Below are 23958 nucleotides of genomic sequence, written 5' to 3'. Positions count from 1 at the left end.
AAGCGTTGTAGATTATTTATTTAATCATTATTTTTTTGTTTGCATCTGTCTTAAGGCATAAAAACACTTTTTAAAATAAAAATTATGTTATGCATTTGACATATATATAGAGTAATCTAAAAATATTAGAAAATTTTTGAGTAACTATTATAAAATTGTCATGCATAGCTAAAACTACACATTTAGATAAACTAATAGAGGTAAAACCAAATACTTAAGCCTAGAAAAAATCAATCAGATATTGAGAAAATTAGGTGTTTAGCATGAATGAATAGAAATAAAAATATAAACATACAAACAGTACATTACTTGCTATAGCAAAAACCACCATGATGTTGTTGATGCTTAGTTTATTTACCTACTTAGGGGCAAAATTAGTCGCCTTATATATCTCAAATTTTTTCTTGCCAAGGTTCATGAATATAAAAGCAAATGTTGACAAAAATGCTGAACATTTACTAGTAAAAAAAATACTACCAGGAAGCGAGATTGAAGATCGTTCGCTAATGCGAAACAGCGAAAAAATCGTATTCTGTCAGGCAGATACTTCTGGTATTTGGATATTCCTCAATCCAGTATGGACAGAAATCACTGAATTTACGATTGTCGAGAGCATTGGTAAAAGTTTTTTGAATTATATTCATTTTGACGATCGCCAACACAACTTATATTTATTGCAAATTCTCAATCAATACCAAACAAAAGATTATTTACATGAAACTCGCTATTTACTTAAAGATGGTGGTTATTGCTGGTTAGAATTGTATTTCCGAGTACTATTGGATAGAGAAAGAGAAATTATTGGCACTTCTGGCACACTGAGAGAAATGAAATCTCACAAAGCAGATGGAAATAATAAGAGCGAAGAGAATAGGCCTAGTAAGTTTGTAGAAAAAATAGCTTTCAATTCCAGCCGTTACCAAGATGAACTTATGGAAGTGCAACGCTTTTTATTGCAGAGAGAGATTGCTGAGCGCAAGCGTATAGAGGCAGAACTAGAAAAACTCCTTTCTTTACAACAGGCGACGTTAGAATCTACTGCCGACGGCATTTTAGTGGTAGACAGTAAAGGTAATATTACAGACTTTAATCAAAAGTTTGTCCAGATGTGGCGCATCCCTGAGTCGCTAATCAAGTCAGGCAATTACAGACAAGCGCTGAGAGTAGCGATAAAACAGCTAGAAAACCCAAGAAAATATCTTGCTACAGCTAAAGAACTATATCTTCAAACGGATGCACAAATTCATGATGTTAATGATGCAATCCTATTTAAGGATGGCAGAACATTCGAGCGTTATTCTCAACCGCAACGTATTAACGGCAAAATCGTTGGTAGAGTCTGGAGTTTTCGCGATGTCACTGCCCACAATTTTGCAGAAGCCAAAATTCGTTATCAAGCTTACCATGACCTTTTGACCAATCTCCCTAACCGAGCGTTATTTAATGAGCGGCTTTCTGAGACATTAATACAAGCACATCAAAATGGCAGCAAATTAGCTGTGTGTTTTTTGGATTTAGACCGCTTCCAAAGCATTAACGATACACTAGGTCATGCTATTGGGGATCAATTGTTGCAAAGTGTTGCCCAACGTATTACAAAATGTCTGCGATCGCATGATACTATTGCTCGTTGGGGAGGCGATGAATTCACCCTACTTTTACCTGAAATTAGCGATGCTAAGAATGTTGCCTGTATACAAAAGCAAATATTAGCAGCTTTCAAAGCAGGATTTGATATAGAAAATCACCATTTACATATTAGCCTCAGTATTGGGATTGCTCTGTATCCCATGCATGGAGAAGACACAGAAACTCTAATGAAACATGCTGATGCTGCATTATCTCGTGTTAAATTACAAGGACGAAATAACTATCAATTTTATCATTCAGCTATAAATTCCCAAGCTTCAGAATTGTTAATTTTGGAAAATAGCTTACATTATGCTTTAGAGCGGCAAGAATTTCAAGTCTACTACCAACCTCAGGTTAATATCAACACAGGGGAAATTTCAAAAATGGAAGCCCTACTGCGTTGGCAACACCCTGAACTAGGTTTAGTTCCTGCTGAGAAATTTATCCCACTGGCTGAAGAAACCGGATTAATTGTACCAATTGGGGAATGGGTTTTAAGAACTGCGTGCACTCAGAATAAAGCTTGGCAGGAAGCTTTAGATTTACCATTATTAACAGTAGCAGTTAACCTTTCTGCAAGACAATTTCAGCAACCAAGTTTAGTCAACATAGTAACGCAGATTTTGTCCGAAACAAAATTAAAACCTCAGTATTTAGATTTAGAAATTACTGAAAGCGTTGCTATGCAGAATGTTGCCTTAACCAAAGTTATTTTGAGAGAATTATATAATATGGGGATCTCTATCTCCATAGATGATTTTGGCACTGGTTATTGTTCTTTGAGTTATCTAAAATATTTTCCTGTCCATTGCTTAAAAATCGATAAATCTTTTGTACTCGATCTGGCTAGTGATCCTCATGATGCTGCCATAACAGCTGCGATAGTTGCCTTGGCGCATGGACTTAACCTTACAGTTGTCGCTGAAGGAGTAGAAACTGAAGAACAATGCAATTTATTGCGAGTTATTGAATGTGAACTAGTGCAAGGTCATCTTTTCAGTCATCCTGTATCAGTTGAAGATGCTACAAAATTAATGAGAAAGTGCAAATACCGCAGAGTTACTACCTCTTTTTTAGTTGCATAAAATTCATTTAAATGAAACTCAGAGTAAGGATCACAAAGGCTACTAATTATTGGCAGTCTGCTTTACACTGCTATTATTGCTGTGGTTTTTCAGGCTGTTGTTCGTCAACTTTTTCAGTATTACCTGCTTTCACCCAACCTTCTTGTTCGCTAGCTTCCACACGAATCTTTTGCCAAGTTTTATCCTCGCTTTCTTCCAAAATGATAATTTTTTGATTAAAACCAACTCCACCAATACGTTGGGCTTCTTGATTTGGTTCTGCTCGTAAGCTCAAGCCTTCAGCCCAACTCACACGTCCTCGGTACGTTCCTGGTGGCAATGGCTTTGATGATTGAACAGCCTTGGGTGATTCGGTAGGACTAGGAGTAGAGGTTGAGCTAGGAGAGGATTTAATTGCAGCCCCAGATGTCGCGCTGGGATTGCTTGCTCCCGTCTCTGTTGCTTTTGGAGCTTGGGCTTTCACCGCCGGGCTATCATTGGCAAAAATGGGTTTAGCAGGGGGTATGGCGGTTCGATTAATGAAATAGAGAGCAGTAGCAACACCGCTACCGATTAATACAGCGATCGCTAAGAAAAACCCAAGGGTAAACTTTAGTAAGCCAGACAACATAGTTAAAACCTGATCACCAATGGTCAATAGTCAAACGTCAAGAGTCAAAGGCAGTTTTTCTAGACTATAGACTATTGACTCTGGACTAACCGATTATTGTAGCTGCCGTTAAATATGTTAGCGTAGCTTGCCGAAGGCATCGCTTAAAGGGCTGTGTTTCGATGCTAGACGCGCTCTCCCCGCAGCCGCCCATTCTTGGAGTTGCTGAATTTGCTCTACAGCGGTTCGCGCTAAAGGTATTATTTGACTGGCTGCTTCTAAAATATCGTCGGTAGCAAAGTCTCGGTTTTGGCTAAATCCAATATGCATTGCTTCAATCAAAGTTTGTTCAATCTCTGCCCCAGAGAAATCGGGTGTTTCATAAGCTAACCTGTCGATGTCGTAACTTTTCAAGTTATGAGGACGCAATCGGGATAAATGAACATTAAAAATTGCTTTTCTCTCATCTTGGGTAGGTAAACCCACAAAGAAAATTTCATCAAATCGTCCTTTACGGAGCATTTCTGGCGGTAGGGCTTGGATATTGTTGGCGGTAGCAACGACAAATACGGGTGAAGTTTTTTCGGCTAACCAGGTAATAAAAGTACCAAAAACGCGGCTGGTTGTGCCGGCATCACCTTTGCTACCAAGTCCAGAGAAGGCTTTATCTATTTCATCAATCCACAAAATGCAGGGAGCAAGAGCTTCAGCTACTTGGATCATTTGGCGGGTGCGAGATTCTGATTCACCCACCAAACCACCAAATAACCTTCCCACATCTAAACGTAGTAGGGGTAAATGCCAGTGATGAGCGATCGCTTTTGCTGTTAAAGATTTACCAGTTCCCTGAATACCCACCAACATTAAACCACGGGGGTGCGGTAATCCGTACTGTCGCGCTCGCTCAGTAAATGAGCCTCCCCGGCGAAGGAGCCAGTCTTTGAGGTTATCCAATCCACCAATATCAGAAATTTGCTCAGTGGCGGGGTAAAAGTCCAGGATTTGGGTTTGGCGGATAGTTTGGCGTTTTTCTTCTAAAACTAAATCTACGTCTTCTGGTTGTAATTCACCGTGGGTTGCGATCGCTCTTGCCAAAACTCGGCGAATGCGCTCCATAGAAAGTCCTTGACAAGAGCGCACTAGATCATCTAGTACTTTGGCAGAAAGTAAGGTGTTACCAGTACTTTGTAGCAGACGTTCCACCTCCAGTTTAATTTCTGGGGCCGCGGGTAAAGGAAACTCGACAACCGTCAAAACTTCGGTTAAGTCGTCAGGAATAGCAATGCGCGGCGACAGCAACACGATATTTTTCGGTTGAGACTTGAGAAGTCGGGCGAGGTTGCGGAGTTTGCGAGCGATCGCTACATCATCTAAAAAGCGATGATAATCTCGTAGAATTAAAACTGCTGGCGCTGAGGCTGGTAATTTCTCAATAAATTCCAAAGCTTGCAGGGGATTACGCCGCCCAAATCCGGCATCATTGGGGTTTCCCTGATAACCATCGACAAAATCCCAAGTATATACTGGGCGAGCGCCTTGATTAGTTGCTTCTTCCCGAATAGCTGCTTCTACCCGTTCTTCCTCAAAGGTAGGAATATAAATCAAGGGGTAGCGGGCACGTAGCAGCAGTTTAAACTCGTCACGGAAGTTCATAAGTAGCTATTAGTTATTTTCTCATTATTCAGGCTTGTATTGTCTCTAACAACTAAAACCAATAATGAGAGTTAATTAGTATCGCTTATTGCTAAAATTTACTCGACAGTGAGAATTAAGTTGTCGAATACAGACCGAAGACTAGACAAAAAACTAGGGACTTTTATTTTCATAACTCCTTTGCTATTTTTTCCGTCCAGGATTAGTCTATTTCACAAGCGATCGCCTTTCAAACAAAGTTTTTATTTAATAAAATAAATATAAAGTAAGGTTTTATAATCTTAATTTGGAGATATTTGTGAGGTGCGTTAGACGCTCTAGCTATGTACTACTAATTGCGTCATAACGCACCAAATGGCACATTAACGAAGTTTAAAGTTACTTACAATCCTGGAAGTTGCTTTTTTAGTGCTTCCAGAGAGGCCCAACGGTTATCAATTGGATTTTCGGAACTATCGCTATCGATAGTACTGCTAATGATACCTGGACAATTGCGATCGCATAGTTGGCGCTGAGGCATTGCTAAGCACATTTGCTCATACAACCATTCGCTAGGATAAAAATAACCATCAGGTGATATGGTTTCTATCAAATCTTCCATAGCCACCTCCCTCTCTAAGGGCAAGTCTTGTACTTGATTAGCGGCTTCATCTAACCAGATAACTTCTTTAGTATCAACACCTAAACGTCGATTGTATTGCTGTAAGCAGCGGTTACAGGTACAAGTAATAATTGCTTCTGCCTGACCGGACACTTCCAGATAATTGCCTTGATGCTGCACACAAACGCGACCGCGAACTGGTGTCAACGTTTCCAGACCAGGCAGAAACTCCTTAACCTGAACTTCCGCTGTCCGCTCCGGGGCTTTAGTTAGCTGCGGAATATAAATTGCGTCCATAGGACTTGTGAGACATCCTCACGAATATGGTGACTATCAGCAATTATGCTGACACTACATCTTTATTTTATTAGCGACAGGAGACATTTTATCCTGAGCTAGCTTCTCATGATTCAACTGCTACCGCCGGTCGGACAACTAAATGACGATGCGGCTCTTTACCGCGACTGAAGGTTTCCAAATCTCCAAAGTCTTTCAAGAAGGTATGGACTTGACGCCGTTCAGCTGAACTAAGGGATTTGATTTCCACTTCTTGACCAGAAAAGCGTACTTCATCGGCTGCTGCCTCGGCTAATGCCCGAATTTCAGCTTGTCTTTTAACGCGGTAGCCATTCAACTCAATTGTGTAAGAAGCTTGTTCCTCCTGGGGTTGGCTCAGATTTAGCACCGAATTAGCTAGATACTGTATCGCATCTAAGACAGAACCATCAATACCAATTAAGAGTTGAATTTGTTCTGGCGTCAAATTAGTTTTATCAATTGTCAACCAGTAATTATCTGGTTCTGGGGAATCACTGTCTTGAGATTGGGCAGTTTCTAAATCACCCTGAATTTCAGCAGATATCCCAGTGAGTTCAAGCAGTGATTTTAACCACTGCTGACCTCGCTGCATGGGGTTGTTGCTCATGATCCCCCTGTAGCTTTTTTCTTAGAACTTTTTGGCTCAAACGGCAATGCTTTTTGTTCTGTGATTGCTGCTTCCTTCTCCTGAGTTGCGACAATTTTTTGCAGTTCTTCTGGCAAGGGTTCACGGGAGAGAATATAGGTTTGCAGTGTTTGGAAAATATTACCAATCACCATATACATCAGCACCCCAGCAGGTAGGGGGAAAAACAAAAACATCCCAGAAAAGATAACTGGGGTGATTTTGTTCACTGTGTCCTGCTGCGGATTGCCACCACTGGAATTTTGCCCGGAAAGCAATTGGCTAACGTAAAGGCTGATTCCAAAAAAGACGATCATTGCAACAATATCCCAGTGGATTGTACCGTCTGGATCAGTTGCGCCAACCCTGCCTAGGGCATCAATGAATAGAAAGCCTTTTTCTGCTGCTAGTCCAGGAATTGTTCCTTGAATAGTCACTTCTCCCGGTTGCAAGGCTTCTACATTGCCTTGAGCATCAATTTTTACCCTATCTTCCCCTTTAGTGACTTTCCATTCAGGAATCAGCTTATTTTCTGGGTGTTCTGCTAATAGCACCTGAAATGGTTTGCCCTCAACGGTCTGATACTGTATCTTTGTTTGTTCTCCTACCGCTAGCTTGTTTCCGCTAGGAAGGATTGCAGCTACTTTAACGTGTTCTCCATCCGCAACATAAATATTTTGAGGAGCTGTGGCAAAGGCTTGCGGTTGAATTTGTTCTATTTGTTCTGCAGGAAAGATTTGCAGGTTAACGCTGTAGTTTGCACTTGAAAAAGGCGAACCCCGCAAAGTGGCAAACAGCGCTAACAAGACTGGCATTTGTACTAGTAATGGAAAACAGCCTGCTAAAGGGTTGCCAAATTCTTTTTGAACATTGACCATTTCCTCCTGCTGCTTTTGCGGATCATCCTTATAGCGCTCTTTAATTTCTGCCATCCGCTTTTGCATTAGAGGTTGTACAATTCGCATTTTCCGCATATTGCGAATTGAGCCAGCACTCAGGGGATAGAGCGCAAAGCGGACTATCAGTGTCAAAGCAACGATCGCCAATCCATAGCTAGGCACAATGCCATAGAAAAAATCTATGATTGGCAACATTACGTTGTTCGAGAGAAACCCGATACCAAAATCCATTATTCTGAATTCAACCTGAGGTACTGTAAACTGACTGAATCTAATTTATCTAAATCGTACTTTGTCGGCGACTATCTTTCGCTACGGATAGCCGCACATTTAAAGTGCTGAGTCAGGAGTCAAGGGTCAAGGGTCAAAAATTCTTCCTCTGCTCCCCTGCTCCCCTCTTCCCCTCCTCCACTCCCTTTGTCCCTACTATCCATCAATTATTGGCAGTAGTAGTATATTGGGGATTTTTAGCAGCTACTTTTTCGTTGATGTAGTCATAGACTTCGCGAAACTTGGGAACTGCCCGCAATTCTAGACGACTACCATTTCTGAGGGTTAGCACCATATCTCCCCAAAAGCCAATTCCACGAGGGACTTTGACGATTTTGACAATTTCTGAGTAAATCACGTCAGTGCGATCGCGCCCTTTCCAGCCTCCCGTCACAGTAATCCGGCGATCTGTAATCCGGAAACGCAGCCACAACGCCCTGACAATTGCTCCGACTGTCAATGGTATCCCAACTATAGTTAGCCCAATCAGCAGGTTGAGAATTAAATCCCCAATATGAGGGCCACCCTCATAATAAATATCTTCACGAATGCCCATCAAACACCTCGGCTTGTGCCAACAACTGCTCTAATTCTTGCAGAAATTGTGGGCTTACGCACTTAGATTCTACTGCTGTGGGTTTCACAACAACCACTAGCCGCCATCCTGGTGATAATTTGGGCAGTAAATTATGCAAAGCAGCAGTGATCTGCCGTTTAATCCGGTTGCGAACTACTGCCCTCTTGCTAACTTTTGTACTAATGGAAATGCCAATTCGCGTGCTGGCCAGATGTGCTGAGTCCGTTGCTTGTGTATTCTTGATGGCAGCATCCAAAGAAGGTTGTTTTACATATAGCGGCTTTAAGGCTCTCAATGTTAAATAAAAGCCATGACGCCGAGTTCCTTCCCGGAAAACTGCCTGGAAATCTTTTCGAGATTTTAACCGATTTGCTTTGGGCAAAGCCACAGTTGTTGTTTTGGCTGCAAGTGCCCTAAACGCTCAGACGATGACGACCCTTTTTTCTCCTAGCACTAATCACGTTTCTTCCGTCTGGTGTCCGCATTCTAGCCCGAAAACCAGAAGTTCTTTTTCTCTTACGGCAAGTGCCGCCCAAGGTTCTCTGCATACTGTTCTCCTCTTAGGTGATTTTTATAAAAAGCCACAATCTATTATTGTATCACTCTAACGGAAAAAATAGAGATTACGTGAAATAATTCAAGAGTCAAAGGTCAAATATCTCATGACCCTTGACCTCTAACTTAACTAATGCTCAAAATCCAAGTTCCTAGGTAACGCAGAAGTGGCACATCGCCAGGCGAAAGAATCTGACAGTTAAAATAGTAAACTCCTCCAAAGGCTGGGTTTCGCACATTAGATAAAACTAACTCAACCTTGCTACCCGCTGGCACTGGCTCTTGGGGATAGATGTTAATTAGCTTACCTTCTTTATCCCACTTCACTTCTGAAAGCGGAACTTTTTTGCCTTTGACGCGTACCTCAATTTTTTTGGGATCAAAATTTCCTTTGTAATAATCAGGGTAGGTAATGGCAAATTGAGCCACTGCCAACTTCATCTTTTGTTCTGGAATTCTCAGTATGTAACGATCTGTGCTATTGGTTTGCCCACCAAAATCTAATCGGAAGGGTAGCTGATTTTCGCTTTTGACGCCGCTAAACAGCGTAAATCCAGGTAAGCTCTGCGCCCAGGTGATTACGGGAAATCCAGTCAGCAAACAGCTAGTCACAGCTAAAGTTGAAAGTAAACGTCGCATTGTTCGGCTCCTCTACCAAAATATAAATCTGTTATCTAAAATAATTGTGTTAGTATTCTTAACTAAACTTTACTACTGACTTCCTGACAATGGACGCTCAATGACAATAAAAAGTGCCACTTTTCTTAGAGGCTTGGGGGCAGAAAGATTACTTAGTGATTTATCTTACTTGAATAATATTTGCCGCATTGCCCTTGCGGAATGCTGATTGTAGTATTAGCAGTTGGTCAAATTTGAACTAGATAGAAACACGGTTGGGATTCGATTGTGTTTCTGAATATGTATAAGTGTATCTAAATTTAAGATTTTTGTGATAAAACTTGATCCATGCCATCAGCGATCGCCAGTTAAATTGGGATAAATTGATTAAAATAAGCTTTGAATCTAAAAGTAGTGATCATTAAAATTTAGTTTGGAAATTATCAAGCTTAAAAAATTTGATGAATATTGCACTATATCAACAAAGGAATACCAAAATTTTTCAATCCCTAAAATAAGCTGAAGACAAAGATGCAAAATTTGGGAATCACTTAGGATGTGCAATATATAATCCTGTTTGCAACTATCTGAAACTGTGACATCTGCAAGCGGCAAGCAGAAAGTTCCACGAAGGGAAACCTTCAATCAGAACTTTACAAGAAAGTAAGGCTTTGCCTGAAGTGCTAAGAGTGGGATAGGAAAGGTTCATTCAATCTACTAGTAATCATGGCTGATAGTTCCCGCCTAGGCACTATGGAAAGGGTGGGGCGTCCTTCATCTGGACAATCGCTTACTTGGCAATTAGGTATTTATCTCCAGGAGATTTCATTCATGAGAATAGCAGTTGCTAAAGAAATTGAAGTTTGTGAACGTCGTGTGGCATTGATTCCTGACACCGTTGCCCGATTGGTAAAACAAGGTTTGGAAGTTTGGGTAGAGACGGGTGCAGGAGAGCGAGCATTTTTTAGTGATGCTGCCTATGAAGCAGCAGGAGCCAAAATTATTAGTGATTCTGTCACATTATGGGGCGAAGCAGATATTTTGCTCAAAGTTAGCCCCCCGCAAGAGCGAGAAGATGGACGCTCAGAAATTGATTTGCTCAAAGAAGGATCTGTTTTAGTCAGCTTCCTCAATCCTTTGGGAAATCCCGTGGTGGCGCAGCAACTAGCAAATCGCCAAGTCACAGCCTTGAGTATGGAAATGATTCCCCGCACTACCAGGGCGCAAAGTATGGATGCTTTGTCCTCGCAAGCTTCATTGGCAGGTTACAAAGCAGTATTGATTGCCGCTGCGGCATTACCGAAATATTTCCCAATGTTGACTACAGCCGCAGGGACGATCGCCCCAGCCAAAGTATTTATTATGGGTGCTGGTGTGGCAGGATTGCAAGCGATCGCCACTGCTAGACGCTTGGGAGCAGTAGTAGAAGCCTTTGACATCCGTCCCGCCGTCAAAGAAGAAGTACAAAGCTTAGGGGCTAAATTTGTTGAAGTCAAATTAGAAGAAGAAACCGTCGCAGCTGGCGGTTACGCTAAAGAAATTTCTGAGGCTAGCAAACAACGCACCCAAGAAGTTGTTGCCGAACATATCAAAAACTCTGACGTCGTAATTACCACCGCTCAAGTACCTGGCAGACAAGCACCACGGCTCGTTACAGAAGAAATGGTGGCACAAATGAAACCAGGTTCCGTAATTGTGGATTTGGCTGCCGAACAAGGTGGTAACTGCGCCTGCACCGAACCCGGCAAAGATATTGTCTGGAATGGCGTGACAATTATTGGCCCGATCAACCTCCCATCATCGATGCCAATCCACGCCAGCCAACTATATTCCAAAAACGTAACATCGTTGATCCAACTGCTGATTAAAGACAAAGCTTTGCAGGTGGACTTTAGTGACGATATCGTTGATGCGGCTTGCGTTACCCATGCTGGTGAAATTCGTAATCAACGAGTGCGGGATGCGCTACAAGCTTTGAGTAGTGTAGGCGCAGGTTAGTAGGGACACAACATGTTGTGTCCCTACTAACCGAATTAATCACTAGGAGTTTTTCAAGCATGACAGAAGCATTACTTGCTGCTTTGTTTGTATTTGTTTTGGCATCTTTTATTGGCTTTGAAGTCATCAACAAAATACCACCGACTCTGCACACACCCTTAATGTCAGGCTCAAACGCGATTTCTGGGATTGCGGTACTTGGGGCAATAGTAGCCGCTGGCGCGAAAGACACAAGTGTTTCGGTAATTCTCGGTTTGATTGCTGTAGTACTGGCGACAGTCAATGTAGTGGGTGGTTTCTTAGTCACAGATAGAATGCTGCAAATGTTCAAGAAAAAGGAGATTAAGGCGTGAGCGACTTTTTACCAACTGGCATTCAGCTGACGTACTTAGTCGCTGCATCCTTATTCATCTTAGGTTTAAAAAAGCTAGGATCACCTGCTACAGCGCGGAATGGAAATGTCATCGCGGCTGTGGGGATGCTGTTGGCGATCGCAGCTACAATGCTGGATCAACATGTGTTGAATTACGAGATGATATTGTTGGGCTTGGCGATTGGTTCAGGGATTGGTGCGATCATTGCCTACAAAGTCCAAATGACCGAAATGCCCCAAATGGTGGGTTTACTCAACGGTTTGGGCGGTGCTGCTTCGGCTTTAGTAGCCGTTGCGGAATTCTGGCGGTTACTAGATAGTTCTCAACCAATACCGTTAGATGTCAACATTTCCATGTTGTTGGACGTGTTAATCGGCGGTGTTACCTTTACAGGTAGTTTTCTCGCCTTTGCCAAATTGCAAGGTTTAATCAGCGGTTCCCCGATTACATTTCCTTTCCAGCAACCATTTAACTTGTTGCTTCTGGGTGCTTATGTGGTAGGTAGTGCCTACTTAATCATCACACCCGATAGCTTACCTATATTCTTGGGAGTAGTTGGCGTTTCATTGCTGCTGGGTGTGATGTTCGTTATCCCCATTGGTGGCGGCGATATGCCGGTGGTAATTTCGCTGTTGAATTCCTTGTCAGGTGTGGCTGCGGCGGCGGCTGGGTTCGTGGTGATGAACAATATGTTGATCATCGCTGGTGCTTTGGTAGGAGCATCTGGGTTAATCCTTACCGAAATTATGTGTAAGGCGATGAACCGCTCTCTATTTAGTGTGCTATTCAGCGCTTTTGGCACGGGATCTGGTGGTGGTGCTGCTGCTAGTAGTGGTGGTGCAACCGATCAAACCGTCCGCAGCATCGATGCTGAAGAAGGGGCGATGATGTTGGGTTATGCCCGTTCTGTGGTAATCGTACCTGGTTATGGGATGGCAGTTGCCCAAGCGCAACATAGTGTGCGGGAATTGTCAGATCAGCTAGAACGGATGGGTGTTGATGTCAAGTACGCCATTCACCCCGTTGCAGGAAGAATGCCGGGACACATGAATGTGTTGCTGGCTGAGGCGAATGTGCCTTATACACAGTTGTATGATATGGATGATATTAATCCCCAGTTTGAGCAAGCGGATGTAGCTTTAGTGATTGGGGCAAATGATGTAGTAAATCCAGCAGCGCGTAGCGATACCAATAGCCCGATTTATGGTATGCCAATTTTGGAAGTAGATCGGGCAAAGCAAACAATTGTGATTAAGCGCGGGATGAGTACGGGTTTTGCCGGTGTAGATAATGAGTTATTCTACAAGGATAAAACTACGATGCTCTTTGGTAGCGCTAAGGATATGGTGTCGAAGTTGGTTTCGGAAGTGAAGCAACTCTAAAAAATTTAAAATTTTATTTTAGCCATTACTGGCTATAACTTCCCTACCTAGTTTATAACTGGTTAGGGTTTTGTTTTATTATTGTAGAAATATTATTTATGCCGATTGTAAATAGAGAAAAATGGCAGCATGTTTTATTTTTTAGTGAACGTGAATTTTTAGAGATAGGCTTGAGAAATGATGGAGTAAAAATAATTCAAATTGGGATGGAAGGCGATGCTCCTATCGTTGCATTTGTTTATACAGATGATCTAAGCAAGGAAGATTTAGAGCCGATAGAACTATGGTCATTAATGAAATTTTCTTATGCTGCTGATGAATATCAGTTCTACGATCAACCTAAAAACATAAATTATAATTCAAAAATTATTCAAAAATATAAGATTATTACAGATAATCAATTTTCTCTTGATTTAGATATTGAATCTCATATTTTATGTATTCAATTCCAAAAAGACAGTCTTTGCATGTGGGTATTAGAAAGCAATAATGAATTTAAAAGACGCAAAAAACGAAACTTTTTATGGATTAGGACAGGTGAAATTATAGAACATCAAGATTACAAATATCTCTTTACATTGCAATCACAAACGAGAAACCATGTTACTCATTTATTTGAAATATTCGATACTGATTTTAGTGAATTAGAAAAATTACTAGCTGCTCAACAATGGGAAAAAGCCGATAAAGAAACTTTTGCTATCTTGCTAAATTTATGCGGTTCAAAAAATTCTCCAGATGGTTATTGGATAAACGAAGCAAATATAAAAAATAGCCAATTATCAGACTTAAATCATATAAATTACCTATGGTACAAGTACAGTAATGGGCGGTTTGGATACAGCATTCAAAAGTTTATTTGGCAAGATATTACAGATAATTGTGAGATTGATATTAATAACATTCAATATGAGAAATGGCAGAATTTTTGTGAGCATTTAGGATGGAATACTGGTTTCGCCGCACTAAATTTCACTGATAGTGCAATAAAAGGTCATCTACCTGCTATCGTTGGTTGGGGAATGCCATTTGGCCCAATAGGTTTTCCTAAAACGTTTCTTAGTATTCTGTCTTGGTTTTGATATGGCTGCTGTAGTGAGATCGCTCTCTTCTTCTCGTGTCCTCTGCGTCTCTGTGGTTTTTAAACAAAGCGTAGGCAAAGCCCACCACAGGCATCGCAAACTTCACATTCATCTAACTGATTCCAGGAATCAAATAGTCTTTTAATTTTTGTTTTCCTTTCTTGTTGTTTAACGACATCACTATGATTAATTTCATTCATAGCATTTTCCCAATTATTTATTGAATGATGTCTGCTTCATCGTCACACTTTGACTAAATAGACGTACAAGTTGTAGTAATTCTGGTAGATATTCTTCTAGAGTTTGTTCAATTTCTAATAATAAATCAGTGAGGGGTGTACTTGATGATTCTGGTGTGATAGATTGATTATTGTTCATAATTAGTTTCTATATTAATTCATAGAGGCTATTATACTACTAATTTCCTCTTCCTCTGCGTTCTCTGCGCCTTTGCGTGAGATAAAAAAGCGATCGCTAAGATATTGGATAATAAATATTTTAAGACAACAGCTAATGCTTGAGAAACAAGTTGCATTTCTGAGTCGGAGAGTTGACCTAGTTTTCTAACTAATCTTATTTCTGAAACTGAACGTATTTGAAAAGTATCTACATCAGAAACTTTAGCTAAACTGTTCTCTGTGCTTGGTTCCAGCCGTACCATCCAAGGTCTAACAGCATATCTTTCTTTCCAATCTATAACTGGGACAATAATCTTCAAAGGCAAAATCCCAATAGCATCATCATTGACTATAATACAAGGACGTTTTTTGCTAATTTCTGTCCCTACTGTTGGATCTAAATTAACTAACCAGACTTCACCTCTGTACATAAGTCCCTGAGTTGTAGAAGTCTTCATCTGAATCATCGCAAAAGTCTTCTCCCTATAAATCTGAGAATATATATAATTCACTACCAGGTGTATAATCTGCAATAGCTGTCATTGCGGCTAGTATTAATTAGCGTTTTGGCTCATCTTTGGTAAGTGAGTGTTTTTCTTGAATAACCAATTGCAGGGCTGATTCAGCTATCTTTAGGCGATCGCTTATGCTCAAACTTGGAAGTGCTTGGAGAATTTCTTTGATTTGCATATTAGTTTATAGAGTCGATCTATTATTAATCCTAGCTAGTTAAAGTGTCTTCAATCAGAGATGCCAGATAATTTTCTACCGATAAACCTTGTGCAGCAGCTTCAGCAATGAGACGAGCCTCTATCTCTGGTTTCAGTTGTAGCTGTATGGTCATTTGTTGTCTTTTAAAGTAGGCATGAAAATCACCTGCTTTTTAGTAGTAAATAAAATAGTGTAGGGACACAATATTATCATGTCCCTACAAAAGATTGTGTAACCGCGGGCGAATTATCGCCGCTTAGGAGTGCTGCGTCGTGTTTCGCGTTTTTCTTGTTCTAGACGTCGGCGATCGCGCCAATCTGCCAGCGTCAAATAACCAATACCACCAGTAACTACTACCAGCAGCACTACGGCAACTAAAGCCAAAATACTCAGGAATGGATTTTCCGCCATACCTTTATAGTCCGTTACGTCCCCAAACTACCATTGCAATTGACCAAGTGAACACAACTAACAGTGATACCCAACCCAGTGTCAATATTGCCATAGTCCCAATTTTGAATTCATTTACAAAACGTCTCTAATATTTATCATACTGGGGATTGGGTACTGGGGATTGAGTATTGTGAATTGGGTACTGGGCAATTTTTTTCATCTTTAATCCTCTATTCCCATTCTTTAAATAAATACGAGATGTCAAATGAATGGAACGTCAGATATTCAACTAATGGCAGAACGCCTCGAATCCCTCAAAGCTGGAATTATCGGGGGTTTATCTCTATGTTTCGCCTTCATCATTACCAGTTTGGTGAATGATTTAGTACTGGCGAAGTATTTTCAGACACTCGCAAATCTGCAAACTGGCGTTAATTGGCACTGGTGGGTAAGTGGTGTAGTTGCTTGTTTTTCTGGTTTACTTTTTGGTGTCACCTACCGCTATATCATCCGTTCAGACAAAAATCCCCAACTCAAAGCTGGCGGTGTACTAGCTTTTGGCTTGGTGCGGGGATTAACCCAGATAGAACTTGGCTGGAATGCCGACACAATATTGCCTTGTATAGTACTGGCTCTTGAAAGTGTATTGTGGTTTGTAGTCGGGGCGTAGACGCGGAGCGGCTTGTCGTCAGACATCGCTCTCGATACTGCTATTCAACTTGGCTGGCTCAAACCTTTTCCATCAGCCTAAATTATTTATATTTAAGCAATCCCACTTTTTAATATGGAAACTAAAAGATCTCACTATTATCTGATAGTCGATCTGGAAGCTACTTGCTGTAACAATGGAACTATTCCCAGGCACGAAATGGAAACTATTGAAATTGGTGCAGTAATGCTCAATCAAATCACATGGGAAATTGATTCCGAGTTTCAACAATTTATCCAACCTGTGAGACACCCGCAGCTAACAGCTTTTTGCACTGAATTAACTACTATTAAGCAACAAGATGTTGACCAAGCATCACGATATCCAGAGGTAATTTCTGATTTCAAACAATGGATTTACTCATCATTTCCCCATCATGTTTTCTGTTCTTGGGGTAATTACGATAAAAAGCAATTTATTCAAGATTGTGCATTTCATCATGTTCCTTATCCTTTTGCCTCAGAACACATCAACATCAAAGAAGAATTTTCAGAATATCTTGGTGTATCTAAAAGCTATGGTATGGCACTAGCTCTCAAAGAATTAGGAATAGAATTAAAAGGTATACATCATCGCGGTATTGATGATGCTCGCAACATTGCAGCTATTTACCGCCAAATGAAAACTCAAAAACCAAGCTGAGTCAAAGGAATGATGAAGCTTGCAAGCCTGATAGCTACACTGCATAGTTAGCCTGTATTGATAATAATTTCGGAACTAAAAATCAAATGCAAGCACTCAATCCTCTTAAAACCCCCTCTTTTCTTCAGAAAATCCAATGGGTTGCTGATCCGGTAAAATATATGGAGAGTGCAGCCCAACAATATCCTGATCTATTTACTGCTAATGTAATTGGTTTTGGAAACAAGTTGGTATTCGTCAACCATCCCCAAGGACAGCAAGAAATTTTAACTAACGATCGCAAGAAGTTTGCTGCCCTTGGTAAAGAAAACAGAATATTACAACCCTTAATCGGAGACTACTCAATTATTATGCTGGAAGGCGATCGCCATAGACGACGGCGACAGCTAGTAATGCCTTCTTTTCATGGCGATCGAATGCGAAGCTATGGTGAGTTAATTTGTAACATTACAGAAAAAGTCTTCAATCAATTACCCACAGATAAACCCTTTTCTGCACGTAGCGCCACACAAGATATTTCCTTACAAGTCATCTTACAGACGGTTTTTGGCGTGCATGAGGGAGAACAAAGCCAACAACTCAAGCAACGACTAGCAATCATGGCTGATCTGTTTCGCTCACCTTTCACTTCTAGTTTCCTATTTTTTCCCTTCTTGCAAAAAGATTTAGGAGCTTGGAGTCCCTGGGGCAAGTTTTTGCGGGATCGGCAACAACTTGATGAATTGCTCTACGCTGAAATTGCTGAACGCCGAAGAAACAACGATGCAGATCGGATCGATATCCTCTCTTTGTTGATGTCAGCTCACGATGAAGCGGGGAACCCAATGACAGATCAGGAGTTGCGCGATGAGTTGATGACTTTATTGTTTGCTGGATATGAAACCACCGCAACAGCAATGGCTTGGTCATTGTATTGGGTTCATCAAAAACCCGAAGTCCGGGAAAAACTCATCCAAGAACTGGATACTCTTGGTGATTCACCAGACCCCATGAGCATTTTCCGGTTGCCTTACCTCACCGCTGTCTGCAATGAAACCTTGCGGATTCACCCAGTTGCTATGTTGACATTTCCGAGGATGGTACAGGAACCTGTGGAATTACTAGGACATTCTTTAGAGCCTGGTACAATCGTAGTCGGCTGCATGTATCTCACTCACCAGCGCGAAGATTTATATCCAGAACCAAAGCAGTTCAAACCAGAACGTTTTTTAGAGCGTCAATTTTCTCCTTATGAATTTATCCCCTTTGGTGGCGGTGTCCGTCGTTGTTTAGGTGAGGCTTTAGCTGTGTTTGAAATGAAGTTAGTATTGGCAAGCATTCTGTCACAATATCAACTCGCACGAGCTGATAATCAACTAGAAGTACCTCGTCGTCGAGGTGTTACCCTCGCACCTGCTCGCGGCGTCCAGATGGTAATTACAGGAAAACGGGCGCGTCAAGAGTCTCTTCCGAGTTTGGCAACTATGTAGTTAATTTGCAGCCAAAGTTTTTTAAACAGGTGATGACTAAAATTTTGCTGCTAGCAGAAGATCCTAGACCTCAAGATTATAAGCAACTCAAGGGATATTCAGGTGTATATCGAGTTGATCAAGGCGAGTACCGGATTATTTATAAGATTTTAGAGGATGCAATCGAAGTTTTCCGAGTTGGCAAGCGCAATGATGATGAGGTCTATGAGAATCTCTAGTGACTGTAGATTGATCAACACCATCACAATCTCGAAACAGACTTTTTTTAAATCTACCTCAAGTATCACGATCGCATGGAATCTCTAACCTCTCGTATGAAAGCTGTACAATCGCCGATCATTCCTGTGGTTGGGGAACTGATTAAAAACTCTCCCGGAACCATTTCTCTAGGACAGGGTGTGGTTTCTTACAGTCCACCACAGTCAGCAATTGAGTTTTTAACCAAATTCCTTGCTGAACCTGCAAATAATCTTTACCAAGCAGTTGAGGGAATTCCTCCTTTATTGGTAGCACTGACAGGAAAATTGTCAGCCTTCAATGGCATTGAAATCAATGAAGAAAACTGCATTGTTGTCACGGCGGGAAGCAACATGGCGTTTATGAATGCCATTCTGGCGATTACTTCCCCAGGTGATGAAATTATTCTAAATACGCCTTATTATTTCAATCACGAAATGGCGATCGCAATGGCGGGTTGTCGTGCGGTGTTAGTGGAGACAGACGAAAATTACCAACTGCGTCCAGACGCGATCGCTCAAGCAATTACCCCGAAAACACGGGCAATAGTGACAATTTCGCCGAATAATCCTACAGGAGTCGTGTATTCAGAAACGGCATTGCACCAGGTGAATCAAATTTGTCGTACTCATGGCGTTTACCATATTAGCGATGAAGCCTACGAATATTTTACCTATAACGGGGTAAAACACGTTTCTCCTGGCGCATTTGCTAGCAGCAGCGAATACACTATTTCCCTCTATAGCCTTTCCAAAGCTTACGGTTTTGCCAGTTGGCGTATCGGTTATATGGTGATTCCAAAACACCTGCTTGTCGCCGTTAAAAAAGTCCAGGATACGATTTTGATTTGTCCGCCAGTAGTTTCTCAGTATGCAGCTTTAGGAGCATTGCAAGCAAAAGATGACTATTTGCACAGTAATATAGGAGCAATTGCTCAAGTGCGAAAACTAGTACTCGAATCCCTTAACCGCTTACAAAGCTTGTGTACTATTACCCCTGCCAATGGTGCTTTCTATTTTTTCCTCAAAGTTCATACTCAGATGGATGCTTTTGAATTAGTTAAAAGACTGATTCAAGAACATAAAATAGCAGTCATTCCCGGTTCAACCTTTGGCATGGACAAAGGATGCTACCTACGCGTTGCCTATGGCGCACTGCAAAAAGAGACAGCAAAAGAAGGTATAGACAGATTAGTACAAGGTCTAAAAATTATAATCAGAAGTTAGCGATTATAAGTAAATATTAAATATATATGATTATTATACAGCATTAATTTACTTACTTTTCACAATATTTACAACCTAAATTTAAATAAATGCCAATTATTAATAAGTTAATCACAATCGAAACTGACCAAGGAATTAATATTTATAACATAACACCACAAATCAAAGATTTTATTGCCTCAACATCTATTAAAAATGGGCAAGTTTTAGTATTCTCTCGACATACCACAACAGCCTTGACTGTCAACGAAAATGAAGCCAGACTATTAGAGGACGTGAAGGTATTCTTACATAAATTAGCGCCTGATTCAGAGCGATACTTGCATAATGACCTGCATTTAAGGGATGTTCCAGAAGATGAACCCATGAATGCTCACTCTCACTTGATGGCAATGATGCTAAGTACAAGTGAAGTAATTCCCCTTGTGGATGGAACATTAGCTTTGGGTACTTGGCAATCTGTATTATTTTTTGAGTTGGATGGGCCTCGCAAACGAACTGTATTTTTGCAAATTTCTGGAGAGTAATATCTTAGCTCCCAAAATAGTCCTAAATCATTTGTAATAAGCCCCAAATGACAAATGACTACCTTTATGAAAACCTTACAACTCAAGTAGGATTGCTGTAGCAAAAAATAACTTGGTAATTATAATTACAAAAAACAAATAACAAAGCAATTATACTTAAACCAATTGTAGGAAGTATTTTTGTCATCAGTTGTGCCAATCTAGCAAATAACTCCTCAAACATAAATATATGGCTAAACAATCGCAAGATATCAGGTTAGCTGCTACCACAAGAATCTGGGGACTTACAGTTGGCATTTTAACAATTTGCATTCCACTTTCTGCTGTTACTAGAAGTGGTTCTATTCTTCCTTTAGCTGCTATTGGTGGCGCAGCCGTTGCGACGATTGCTGTTTGGCGTTCTGATGAAAAAAGATTACAAACTAAATATTTGCAACAGCAGCAAGTAGAACTGTTAAAACAAAGAATAGCGAATTTAGAAACAATTGTTAGTACTGATGATCATGAGGTGCGGATGAAACTTCAACAACTAAAGGCAAGTGATGCTTACGGAAATCCGTCTGGTATCAGCACTACACCTAAGCAATCAAAACGTAAAGCTTAAAATCCAATATGGTTGGCTCTAAAACCAACCGTATTGCTTTATGAGCTGAATCGGCAAACTTACTCTAGTTCAATATTTGAACCTTGTCCTTTTAAGTAGGTAAGGATATCCTAACTCTTGTCTCCTGACTCCTTTCATTCACACCGAAAAAATTATTCAGACTGCGGTTCAATTAATTCCATATCAAACACTTCTGCAAAAGACTTAGCTACATAAGAACGTACTTCTTGGCAAGTGATACCTGGAATCCATTCAGCTAAACTGCCTATAGGTTTATCAGAAATGCCACACGGTACAATTTGCTCAAAGCCTTTCATGTCTGGACACACATTTAATGCAAAGCCGTGCATGGTAATCCAACGGCTAACTTTAATACCAATAGCGGCAACTTTGCGCCCTTGTAACCAAACACCAGTAAAAGCCGGAATTCTTTCTCCTTTTAACCCGTAAATTGCCAGTACGCGAATTAATACTTCTTCGAGTTGCCGTAAGTACCAGTGGAGGTCTTGACGATAACGTTGCAGATTTAAAATCGGATACCCCACGAGTTGACCAGGACAATGGTAAGTGACTTCGCCGCCTCTTTCAACTCGATGCACATCATAACTACTTTTGTCAATCTCAAATTTAAGAAATTCTGGGCTTGCTCCCTGTCCTAAAGTGTAGACAGGTGGATGCTCTAGCAAGATTAACACGTCATTTAAACTGGGGTTCTTAATACGCTCGGCGAGAAGCGATCGCTGCCATGCATGAGCATTTAAGTAAGGCATTAGTCCCTGGTTATATAACAGACAACGGTTTTGGTACGTTTTCATACTATGGATAATGCCAAAAATCAACTAGTATCGGGAAGAAATATATTTCAACTCGCAAGGCTAAGGTCAACAAATGTCAAGCTATGCAAAGGATTTTAAAGGAAAGTCAAGGGAATTAGCATTAGAAAACACAAAGTGCTAGCTTGAATATATAACCTCAATAGGTGTTGGGAGGAATTCTCTGCAATCAGCATCACGCCAAGACAATAAGAATGAATGCACTGGCTGATGACTCTAATATTATTGTTTGCATCTCACAGGATCAAACATTCCCCAAAGACTTGTGTTCTTTATCAACAGCGAGCGGATTTCTTGGAACACAGAATCAACCACCAACAGTTGTTTAAGCGTTACTTAGAGAAAAAAGTAGTCACGGGAGCTACTGCTCAGACTACCTCATCTAAATTTCTGCGTAGACATTCAATTGCCTTGCAACCAATTGGAAAGCAGCGCAGAGATCAGAAGATAAATCGACGGTATACTTAACAAAAACCAGATGCAGCAAGCCTTAGAGACAGCGTACCAGCAGTACATAAAAATAATTCACAATTTGTTTTGGCGGCATTGATAGACCTTACCGCAACTTCTTTTCATACAAAGCAAATTCACACATCAAATATTCAGCGGGAGAGTTTACATGAAGCTTGTCATCCACGGCAAAAATATAGAAATTACCGAGGCGATTCGGGAGTATGTGCATCAAAAAATTGAAAAAGCAGTTAATCACTTTCAGAACATCACAAATGAAGTGGATGTGCATCTTAGCGTAGCCCGCAATCCTCGAATTAATCCTAGACAAGCGGCTGAAGTAACGATTTATGCCAATGGTAGCGTCATCCGTGCCGAGGAAAGCAGCGAAAACTTATACGCCAGCATTGACTTGGTTGCAGATAAAATTGCCCGTCAACTGCGTAAATATAAAGAACGGCGTCAAGAGCAGAAAACTCATGCCCAACCAACGAATGAAGTAGTCGTTGTGGAGTCGATGGTAACAGATTTAATTGGCGATCGCACCCCCGAACTACCTAACGAGGTTGTCCGCACAAAGTATTTTTCCATGCCTCCAATGACTGTTGCAGAAGCCTTAGAACAACTGCAACTAGTAGGACATGACTTTTACATGTTCCGCAATTCTGAAACTGGCGAGATTAATGTAATCTACGAACGCAACCACGGCGGTTATGGTGTGATTCAACCCCGCAACGCTAACGGTCATGCTAACGGCAAGAATGGCAAGTCAGCCCAAGCCAATATTGTCATGCCAGAAAAATCGCACTCGAATAAATAGGGACTGAGGATTAAGGACTCTTAAGAGGGGCAAAAAGTTAAAGGTTAAAGGGAAAGGGGATGGTTTTCCCCTTTCTCCAATGCTCCATGCCATAAACTCTATCCCCTACTTGGCCGCAAGCTGCTGCAACGTTTTCAGCGCTTCCTCAACATGACCTTTAAAGTTAAACATTGAATCAAATACGTATTGCACAATTCCCTCTTGGTCAATAACGTAAGTAACACGACCAGGGAACAAACCAAAAGCTGCTGTTGCACCGTAAAGCTTGCGTACTTGGTCGCCTTTGTCACTCAAGAGGGTAAATGGTAGCTGGTGCTTTGCGGCAAATCGCTGGTGAGATTCGCTGGAGTCTGCACTTACACCAATAACTTCAGCGTCAGCGGTTTTAAATACTTCATACTGATCCCGAAAGGCACAAGATTCTGTTGTACATCCAGGTGTGTCGTCCTTGGGGTAAAAATATAGGACAACAGCTTTTTTGCCACGAAAATCTTGGAGGCTAACTGTTGAACCGTTTTGGGCAGGAAGGCTGAAATTAGGAGCGGTATCCCCAACTTTGACTTGCATAACAAATAGTGGTGATTATTTAATAAAGGTAGATTAACTAATTATTTGTCACTGTAGCATTCACTAGATGCTCAAAAATCTCAAGCAATAAGTTCACACTTTAGGCTTAGATAC

The 23958-nt window shown here is 41.0% G+C and carries 30 protein-coding genes and 1 pseudogene; 13 read left to right on the top strand and 18 right to left on the bottom strand.

What is annotated here, in order from left to right; genetic code table 11:
• Window positions 1-416: 416 nt before the first annotated feature.
• Window positions 417-2717, top strand: a complete 2301-nt coding sequence (locus HCR01_RS04990) for a GGDEF domain-containing phosphodiesterase (protein ID WP_193195050.1) — start codon at window positions 417-419, stop codon at window positions 2715-2717.
• A gap of 73 nt (window positions 2718-2790) precedes the next feature.
• Here HCR01_RS04990 and HCR01_RS04985 read toward each other — a convergent pair whose 3' ends face one another.
• From HCR01_RS04985 to HCR01_RS04945, 9 genes are all read right to left on the bottom strand, one after another.
• Window positions 2791-3327: an SH3 domain-containing protein gene (locus HCR01_RS04985; protein ID WP_193195048.1), complete on the bottom strand. Its 537-nt coding sequence runs from the start codon at window positions 3325-3327 to the stop codon at window positions 2791-2793.
• A gap of 117 nt (window positions 3328-3444) precedes the next feature.
• On the bottom strand, window positions 3445-4959 hold the full coding sequence (locus tag HCR01_RS04980; RefSeq protein ID WP_193195046.1) for an AAA family ATPase: 1515 nt from the start codon (window positions 4957-4959) through the stop codon (window positions 3445-3447).
• Window positions 4960-5341: 382 nt separating this feature from the next.
• Window positions 5342-5857 (bottom strand): YceD family protein, encoded by a 516-nt coding sequence (locus HCR01_RS04975; RefSeq protein WP_193195044.1) that lies wholly within the window; start codon window positions 5855-5857, stop codon window positions 5342-5344.
• A gap of 106 nt (window positions 5858-5963) precedes the next feature.
• Complete coding sequence (locus tag HCR01_RS04970) at window positions 5964-6485, bottom strand: protein jag (protein WP_193195042.1); 522 nt, start codon at window positions 6483-6485, stop codon at window positions 5964-5966.
• Window positions 6482-7633, bottom strand: a complete 1152-nt coding sequence (gene yidC / locus HCR01_RS04965; RefSeq protein WP_193195040.1) for a membrane protein insertase YidC — start codon at window positions 7631-7633, stop codon at window positions 6482-6484. Before yidC ends, HCR01_RS04970 begins: the two co-directional genes overlap by 4 nt.
• Before the next feature lie 202 nt (window positions 7634-7835).
• Entirely contained in the window at window positions 7836-8228 is a 393-nt protein-coding gene (locus HCR01_RS04960) for a PH domain-containing protein (RefSeq protein ID WP_193195038.1), read from the bottom strand.
• A complete protein-coding gene (gene rnpA / locus HCR01_RS04955) occupies window positions 8215-8637 on the bottom strand; it encodes a ribonuclease P protein component (RefSeq protein ID WP_193195037.1) in 423 nt (140 codons plus the stop codon). Before rnpA ends, HCR01_RS04960 begins: the two co-directional genes overlap by 14 nt.
• Before the next feature lie 25 nt (window positions 8638-8662).
• On the bottom strand, window positions 8663-8797 hold the full coding sequence (gene rpmH / locus HCR01_RS04950) for a 50S ribosomal protein L34 (RefSeq protein ID WP_015081067.1): 135 nt from the start codon (window positions 8795-8797) through the stop codon (window positions 8663-8665).
• 133 nt (window positions 8798-8930) lie between these two features.
• The gene (locus HCR01_RS04945; protein ID WP_193195035.1) at window positions 8931-9443 is read right to left on the bottom strand and encodes a DUF2808 domain-containing protein; all 513 of its coding nucleotides are present in this window, start codon (window positions 9441-9443) and stop codon (window positions 8931-8933) included.
• Between the two features lie 810 nt (window positions 9444-10253).
• Between HCR01_RS04945 and HCR01_RS04940 the strand changes: the two genes are divergently transcribed.
• The 4 genes from HCR01_RS04940 (at window position 10254) to HCR01_RS04925 (ending at window position 14258) form a co-directional block, all read left to right on the top strand.
• Complete coding sequence (locus HCR01_RS04940; RefSeq protein ID WP_193195222.1) at window positions 10254-11420, top strand: Re/Si-specific NAD(P)(+) transhydrogenase subunit alpha; 1167 nt, start codon at window positions 10254-10256, stop codon at window positions 11418-11420.
• 59 nt (window positions 11421-11479) lie between these two features.
• Entirely contained in the window at window positions 11480-11773 is a 294-nt protein-coding gene (locus HCR01_RS04935; RefSeq protein WP_162396735.1) for an NAD(P) transhydrogenase subunit alpha, read from the top strand.
• A complete protein-coding gene (locus tag HCR01_RS04930; RefSeq protein WP_193195033.1) occupies window positions 11770-13176 on the top strand; it encodes an NAD(P)(+) transhydrogenase (Re/Si-specific) subunit beta in 1407 nt (468 codons plus the stop codon). The genes HCR01_RS04935 and HCR01_RS04930 overlap by 4 nt, the downstream gene beginning before the upstream one ends.
• Before the next feature lie 98 nt (window positions 13177-13274).
• Entirely contained in the window at window positions 13275-14258 is a 984-nt protein-coding gene (locus tag HCR01_RS04925) for a GUN4 domain-containing protein (protein WP_193195032.1), read from the top strand.
• Between the two features lie 59 nt (window positions 14259-14317).
• Here HCR01_RS04925 and HCR01_RS38430 read toward each other — a convergent pair whose 3' ends face one another.
• The 7 genes from HCR01_RS38430 to petN all read right to left on the bottom strand — a co-directional run bounded on the left by HCR01_RS38430 (window position 14318) and on the right by petN (window position 15872).
• Entirely contained in the window at window positions 14318-14458 is a 141-nt protein-coding gene (locus HCR01_RS38430; protein ID WP_226889120.1) for a hypothetical protein, read from the bottom strand.
• Window positions 14459-14471: 13 nt separating this feature from the next.
• On the bottom strand, window positions 14472-14636 hold the full coding sequence (locus HCR01_RS38425) for a hypothetical protein (RefSeq protein WP_226889119.1): 165 nt from the start codon (window positions 14634-14636) through the stop codon (window positions 14472-14474).
• A gap of 31 nt (window positions 14637-14667) precedes the next feature.
• Window positions 14668-15114, bottom strand: a complete 447-nt coding sequence (locus HCR01_RS04915) for a type II toxin-antitoxin system PemK/MazF family toxin (protein ID WP_226889118.1) — start codon at window positions 15112-15114, stop codon at window positions 14668-14670.
• A gap of 100 nt (window positions 15115-15214) precedes the next feature.
• Window positions 15215-15346 carry a hypothetical protein gene (locus HCR01_RS39845; protein WP_264299880.1) on the bottom strand — a complete coding sequence of 44 codons (132 nt, stop codon included), beginning with the start codon at window positions 15344-15346 and terminating at the stop codon, window positions 15215-15217.
• Between the two features lie 31 nt (window positions 15347-15377).
• Window positions 15378-15500 (bottom strand): hypothetical protein, encoded by a 123-nt coding sequence (locus tag HCR01_RS39840; protein ID WP_264299879.1) that lies wholly within the window; start codon window positions 15498-15500, stop codon window positions 15378-15380.
• Window positions 15501-15613: 113 nt separating this feature from the next.
• Window positions 15614-15778: a hypothetical protein gene (locus HCR01_RS04905; RefSeq protein ID WP_193195030.1), complete on the bottom strand. Its 165-nt coding sequence runs from the start codon at window positions 15776-15778 to the stop codon at window positions 15614-15616.
• Between the two features lie 4 nt (window positions 15779-15782).
• The gene (gene petN, locus HCR01_RS04900; protein WP_010998401.1) at window positions 15783-15872 is read right to left on the bottom strand and encodes a cytochrome b6-f complex subunit PetN; all 90 of its coding nucleotides are present in this window, start codon (window positions 15870-15872) and stop codon (window positions 15783-15785) included.
• A gap of 153 nt (window positions 15873-16025) precedes the next feature.
• Here petN and HCR01_RS04895 point away from each other — a divergent pair.
• The 7 genes and pseudogenes from HCR01_RS04895 to HCR01_RS04865 all read left to right on the top strand — a co-directional run bounded on the left by HCR01_RS04895 (window position 16026) and on the right by HCR01_RS04865 (window position 21174).
• A pseudogene (locus tag HCR01_RS04895) lies at window positions 16026-16511 on the top strand (hypothetical protein).
• Between the two features lie 33 nt (window positions 16512-16544).
• Window positions 16545-17111, top strand: a complete 567-nt coding sequence (locus HCR01_RS04890; RefSeq protein WP_193195028.1) for a 3'-5' exonuclease — start codon at window positions 16545-16547, stop codon at window positions 17109-17111.
• An 86-nt stretch (window positions 17112-17197) separates the two neighbouring features.
• Window positions 17198-18580 carry a cytochrome P450 gene (locus HCR01_RS04885; protein WP_193195025.1) on the top strand — a complete coding sequence of 461 codons (1383 nt, stop codon included), beginning with the start codon at window positions 17198-17200 and terminating at the stop codon, window positions 18578-18580.
• A gap of 5 nt (window positions 18581-18585) precedes the next feature.
• Window positions 18586-18798, top strand: coding sequence for a type II toxin-antitoxin system RelE family toxin (locus tag HCR01_RS04880; RefSeq protein WP_226889117.1), 213 nt, complete (start codon window positions 18586-18588; stop codon window positions 18796-18798).
• 75 nt (window positions 18799-18873) lie between these two features.
• Window positions 18874-20043, top strand: a complete 1170-nt coding sequence (locus HCR01_RS04875) for a pyridoxal phosphate-dependent aminotransferase (protein WP_193195021.1) — start codon at window positions 18874-18876, stop codon at window positions 20041-20043.
• A gap of 89 nt (window positions 20044-20132) precedes the next feature.
• Entirely contained in the window at window positions 20133-20570 is a 438-nt protein-coding gene (locus HCR01_RS04870; protein WP_193195019.1) for a secondary thiamine-phosphate synthase enzyme YjbQ, read from the top strand.
• 229 nt (window positions 20571-20799) lie between these two features.
• A complete protein-coding gene (locus HCR01_RS04865) occupies window positions 20800-21174 on the top strand; it encodes a hypothetical protein (protein WP_193195017.1) in 375 nt (124 codons plus the stop codon).
• 152 nt (window positions 21175-21326) lie between these two features.
• Here HCR01_RS04865 and lipB read toward each other — a convergent pair whose 3' ends face one another.
• Complete coding sequence (gene lipB / locus HCR01_RS04860; RefSeq protein WP_226889116.1) at window positions 21327-21989, bottom strand: lipoyl(octanoyl) transferase LipB; 663 nt, start codon at window positions 21987-21989, stop codon at window positions 21327-21329.
• A gap of 637 nt (window positions 21990-22626) precedes the next feature.
• Between lipB and hpf the strand changes: the two genes are divergently transcribed.
• On the top strand, window positions 22627-23277 hold the full coding sequence (gene hpf, locus HCR01_RS04855) for a ribosome hibernation-promoting factor, HPF/YfiA family (RefSeq protein ID WP_193195015.1): 651 nt from the start codon (window positions 22627-22629) through the stop codon (window positions 23275-23277).
• Window positions 23278-23382: 105 nt separating this feature from the next.
• Here the strand turns inward: hpf and HCR01_RS04850 are convergent, their stop codons facing one another.
• Window positions 23383-23844 (bottom strand): peroxiredoxin, encoded by a 462-nt coding sequence (locus tag HCR01_RS04850; RefSeq protein ID WP_193195013.1) that lies wholly within the window; start codon window positions 23842-23844, stop codon window positions 23383-23385.
• Between the last annotated feature and the right edge of the window lie 114 nt (window positions 23845-23958).

The sequence above is a fragment of the Nostoc sp. MG11 genome (assembly GCF_014904695.1).
Classification (GTDB): Bacteria; Cyanobacteriota; Cyanobacteriia; order Cyanobacteriales; family Nostocaceae; genus Komarekiella.
Note: the sequence above shows the minus strand (reverse complement) of the source record. Positions and strands in the feature narration are given on the sequence as shown.

Excerpts from the sequence above, each read along its gene's own strand:
- HCR01_RS04990 (WP_193195050.1), top strand. The coding sequence starts at position 417 with ATGAATATAAAAGCAAATGTTGACAAAAATGCTGAACATTTACTAGTA.
- HCR01_RS04985 (WP_193195048.1), bottom strand. The coding sequence starts at position 3,327 with ATGTTGTCTGGCTTACTAAAGTTTACCCTTGGGTTTTTCTTAGCGATC.
- HCR01_RS04980 (WP_193195046.1), bottom strand. The coding sequence starts at position 4,959 with ATGAACTTCCGTGACGAGTTTAAACTGCTGCTACGTGCCCGCTACCCC.
- HCR01_RS04975 (WP_193195044.1), bottom strand. The coding sequence starts at position 5,857 with ATGGACGCAATTTATATTCCGCAGCTAACTAAAGCCCCGGAGCGGACA.
- HCR01_RS04970 (WP_193195042.1), bottom strand. The coding sequence starts at position 6,485 with ATGAGCAACAACCCCATGCAGCGAGGTCAGCAGTGGTTAAAATCACTG.
- yidC (WP_193195040.1), bottom strand. The coding sequence starts at position 7,633 with ATGGATTTTGGTATCGGGTTTCTCTCGAACAACGTAATGTTGCCAATC.
- HCR01_RS04960 (WP_193195038.1), bottom strand. The coding sequence starts at position 8,228 with ATGGGCATTCGTGAAGATATTTATTATGAGGGTGGCCCTCATATTGGG.
- rpmH (WP_015081067.1), bottom strand. The coding sequence starts at position 8,797 with ATGCAGAGAACCTTGGGCGGCACTTGCCGTAAGAGAAAAAGAACTTCT.
- HCR01_RS04945 (WP_193195035.1), bottom strand. The coding sequence starts at position 9,443 with ATGCGACGTTTACTTTCAACTTTAGCTGTGACTAGCTGTTTGCTGACT.
- HCR01_RS04940 (WP_193195222.1), top strand. The coding sequence starts at position 10,254 with ATGAGAATAGCAGTTGCTAAAGAAATTGAAGTTTGTGAACGTCGTGTG.
- HCR01_RS04935 (WP_162396735.1), top strand. The coding sequence starts at position 11,480 with ATGACAGAAGCATTACTTGCTGCTTTGTTTGTATTTGTTTTGGCATCT.
- HCR01_RS04925 (WP_193195032.1), top strand. The coding sequence starts at position 13,275 with ATGCCGATTGTAAATAGAGAAAAATGGCAGCATGTTTTATTTTTTAGT.
- HCR01_RS38430 (WP_226889120.1), bottom strand. The coding sequence starts at position 14,458 with ATGAATGAAATTAATCATAGTGATGTCGTTAAACAACAAGAAAGGAAA.
- HCR01_RS38425 (WP_226889119.1), bottom strand. The coding sequence starts at position 14,636 with ATGAACAATAATCAATCTATCACACCAGAATCATCAAGTACACCCCTC.
- HCR01_RS04915 (WP_226889118.1), bottom strand. The coding sequence starts at position 15,114 with ATGAAGACTTCTACAACTCAGGGACTTATGTACAGAGGTGAAGTCTGG.
- HCR01_RS39845 (WP_264299880.1), bottom strand. The coding sequence starts at position 15,346 with ATGCAAATCAAAGAAATTCTCCAAGCACTTCCAAGTTTGAGCATAAGC.
- HCR01_RS39840 (WP_264299879.1), bottom strand. The coding sequence starts at position 15,500 with ATGACCATACAGCTACAACTGAAACCAGAGATAGAGGCTCGTCTCATT.
- HCR01_RS04905 (WP_193195030.1), bottom strand. The coding sequence starts at position 15,778 with ATGGCGGAAAATCCATTCCTGAGTATTTTGGCTTTAGTTGCCGTAGTG.
- petN (WP_010998401.1), bottom strand. The coding sequence starts at position 15,872 with ATGGCAATATTGACACTGGGTTGGGTATCACTGTTAGTTGTGTTCACT.
- HCR01_RS04890 (WP_193195028.1), top strand. The coding sequence starts at position 16,545 with ATGGAAACTAAAAGATCTCACTATTATCTGATAGTCGATCTGGAAGCT.
- HCR01_RS04885 (WP_193195025.1), top strand. The coding sequence starts at position 17,198 with ATGCAAGCACTCAATCCTCTTAAAACCCCCTCTTTTCTTCAGAAAATC.
- HCR01_RS04875 (WP_193195021.1), top strand. The coding sequence starts at position 18,874 with ATGGAATCTCTAACCTCTCGTATGAAAGCTGTACAATCGCCGATCATT.
- HCR01_RS04870 (WP_193195019.1), top strand. The coding sequence starts at position 20,133 with ATGCCAATTATTAATAAGTTAATCACAATCGAAACTGACCAAGGAATT.
- HCR01_RS04865 (WP_193195017.1), top strand. The coding sequence starts at position 20,800 with ATGGCTAAACAATCGCAAGATATCAGGTTAGCTGCTACCACAAGAATC.
- lipB (WP_226889116.1), bottom strand. The coding sequence starts at position 21,989 with ATGAAAACGTACCAAAACCGTTGTCTGTTATATAACCAGGGACTAATG.
- hpf (WP_193195015.1), top strand. The coding sequence starts at position 22,627 with ATGAAGCTTGTCATCCACGGCAAAAATATAGAAATTACCGAGGCGATT.
- HCR01_RS04850 (WP_193195013.1), bottom strand. The coding sequence starts at position 23,844 with ATGCAAGTCAAAGTTGGGGATACCGCTCCTAATTTCAGCCTTCCTGCC.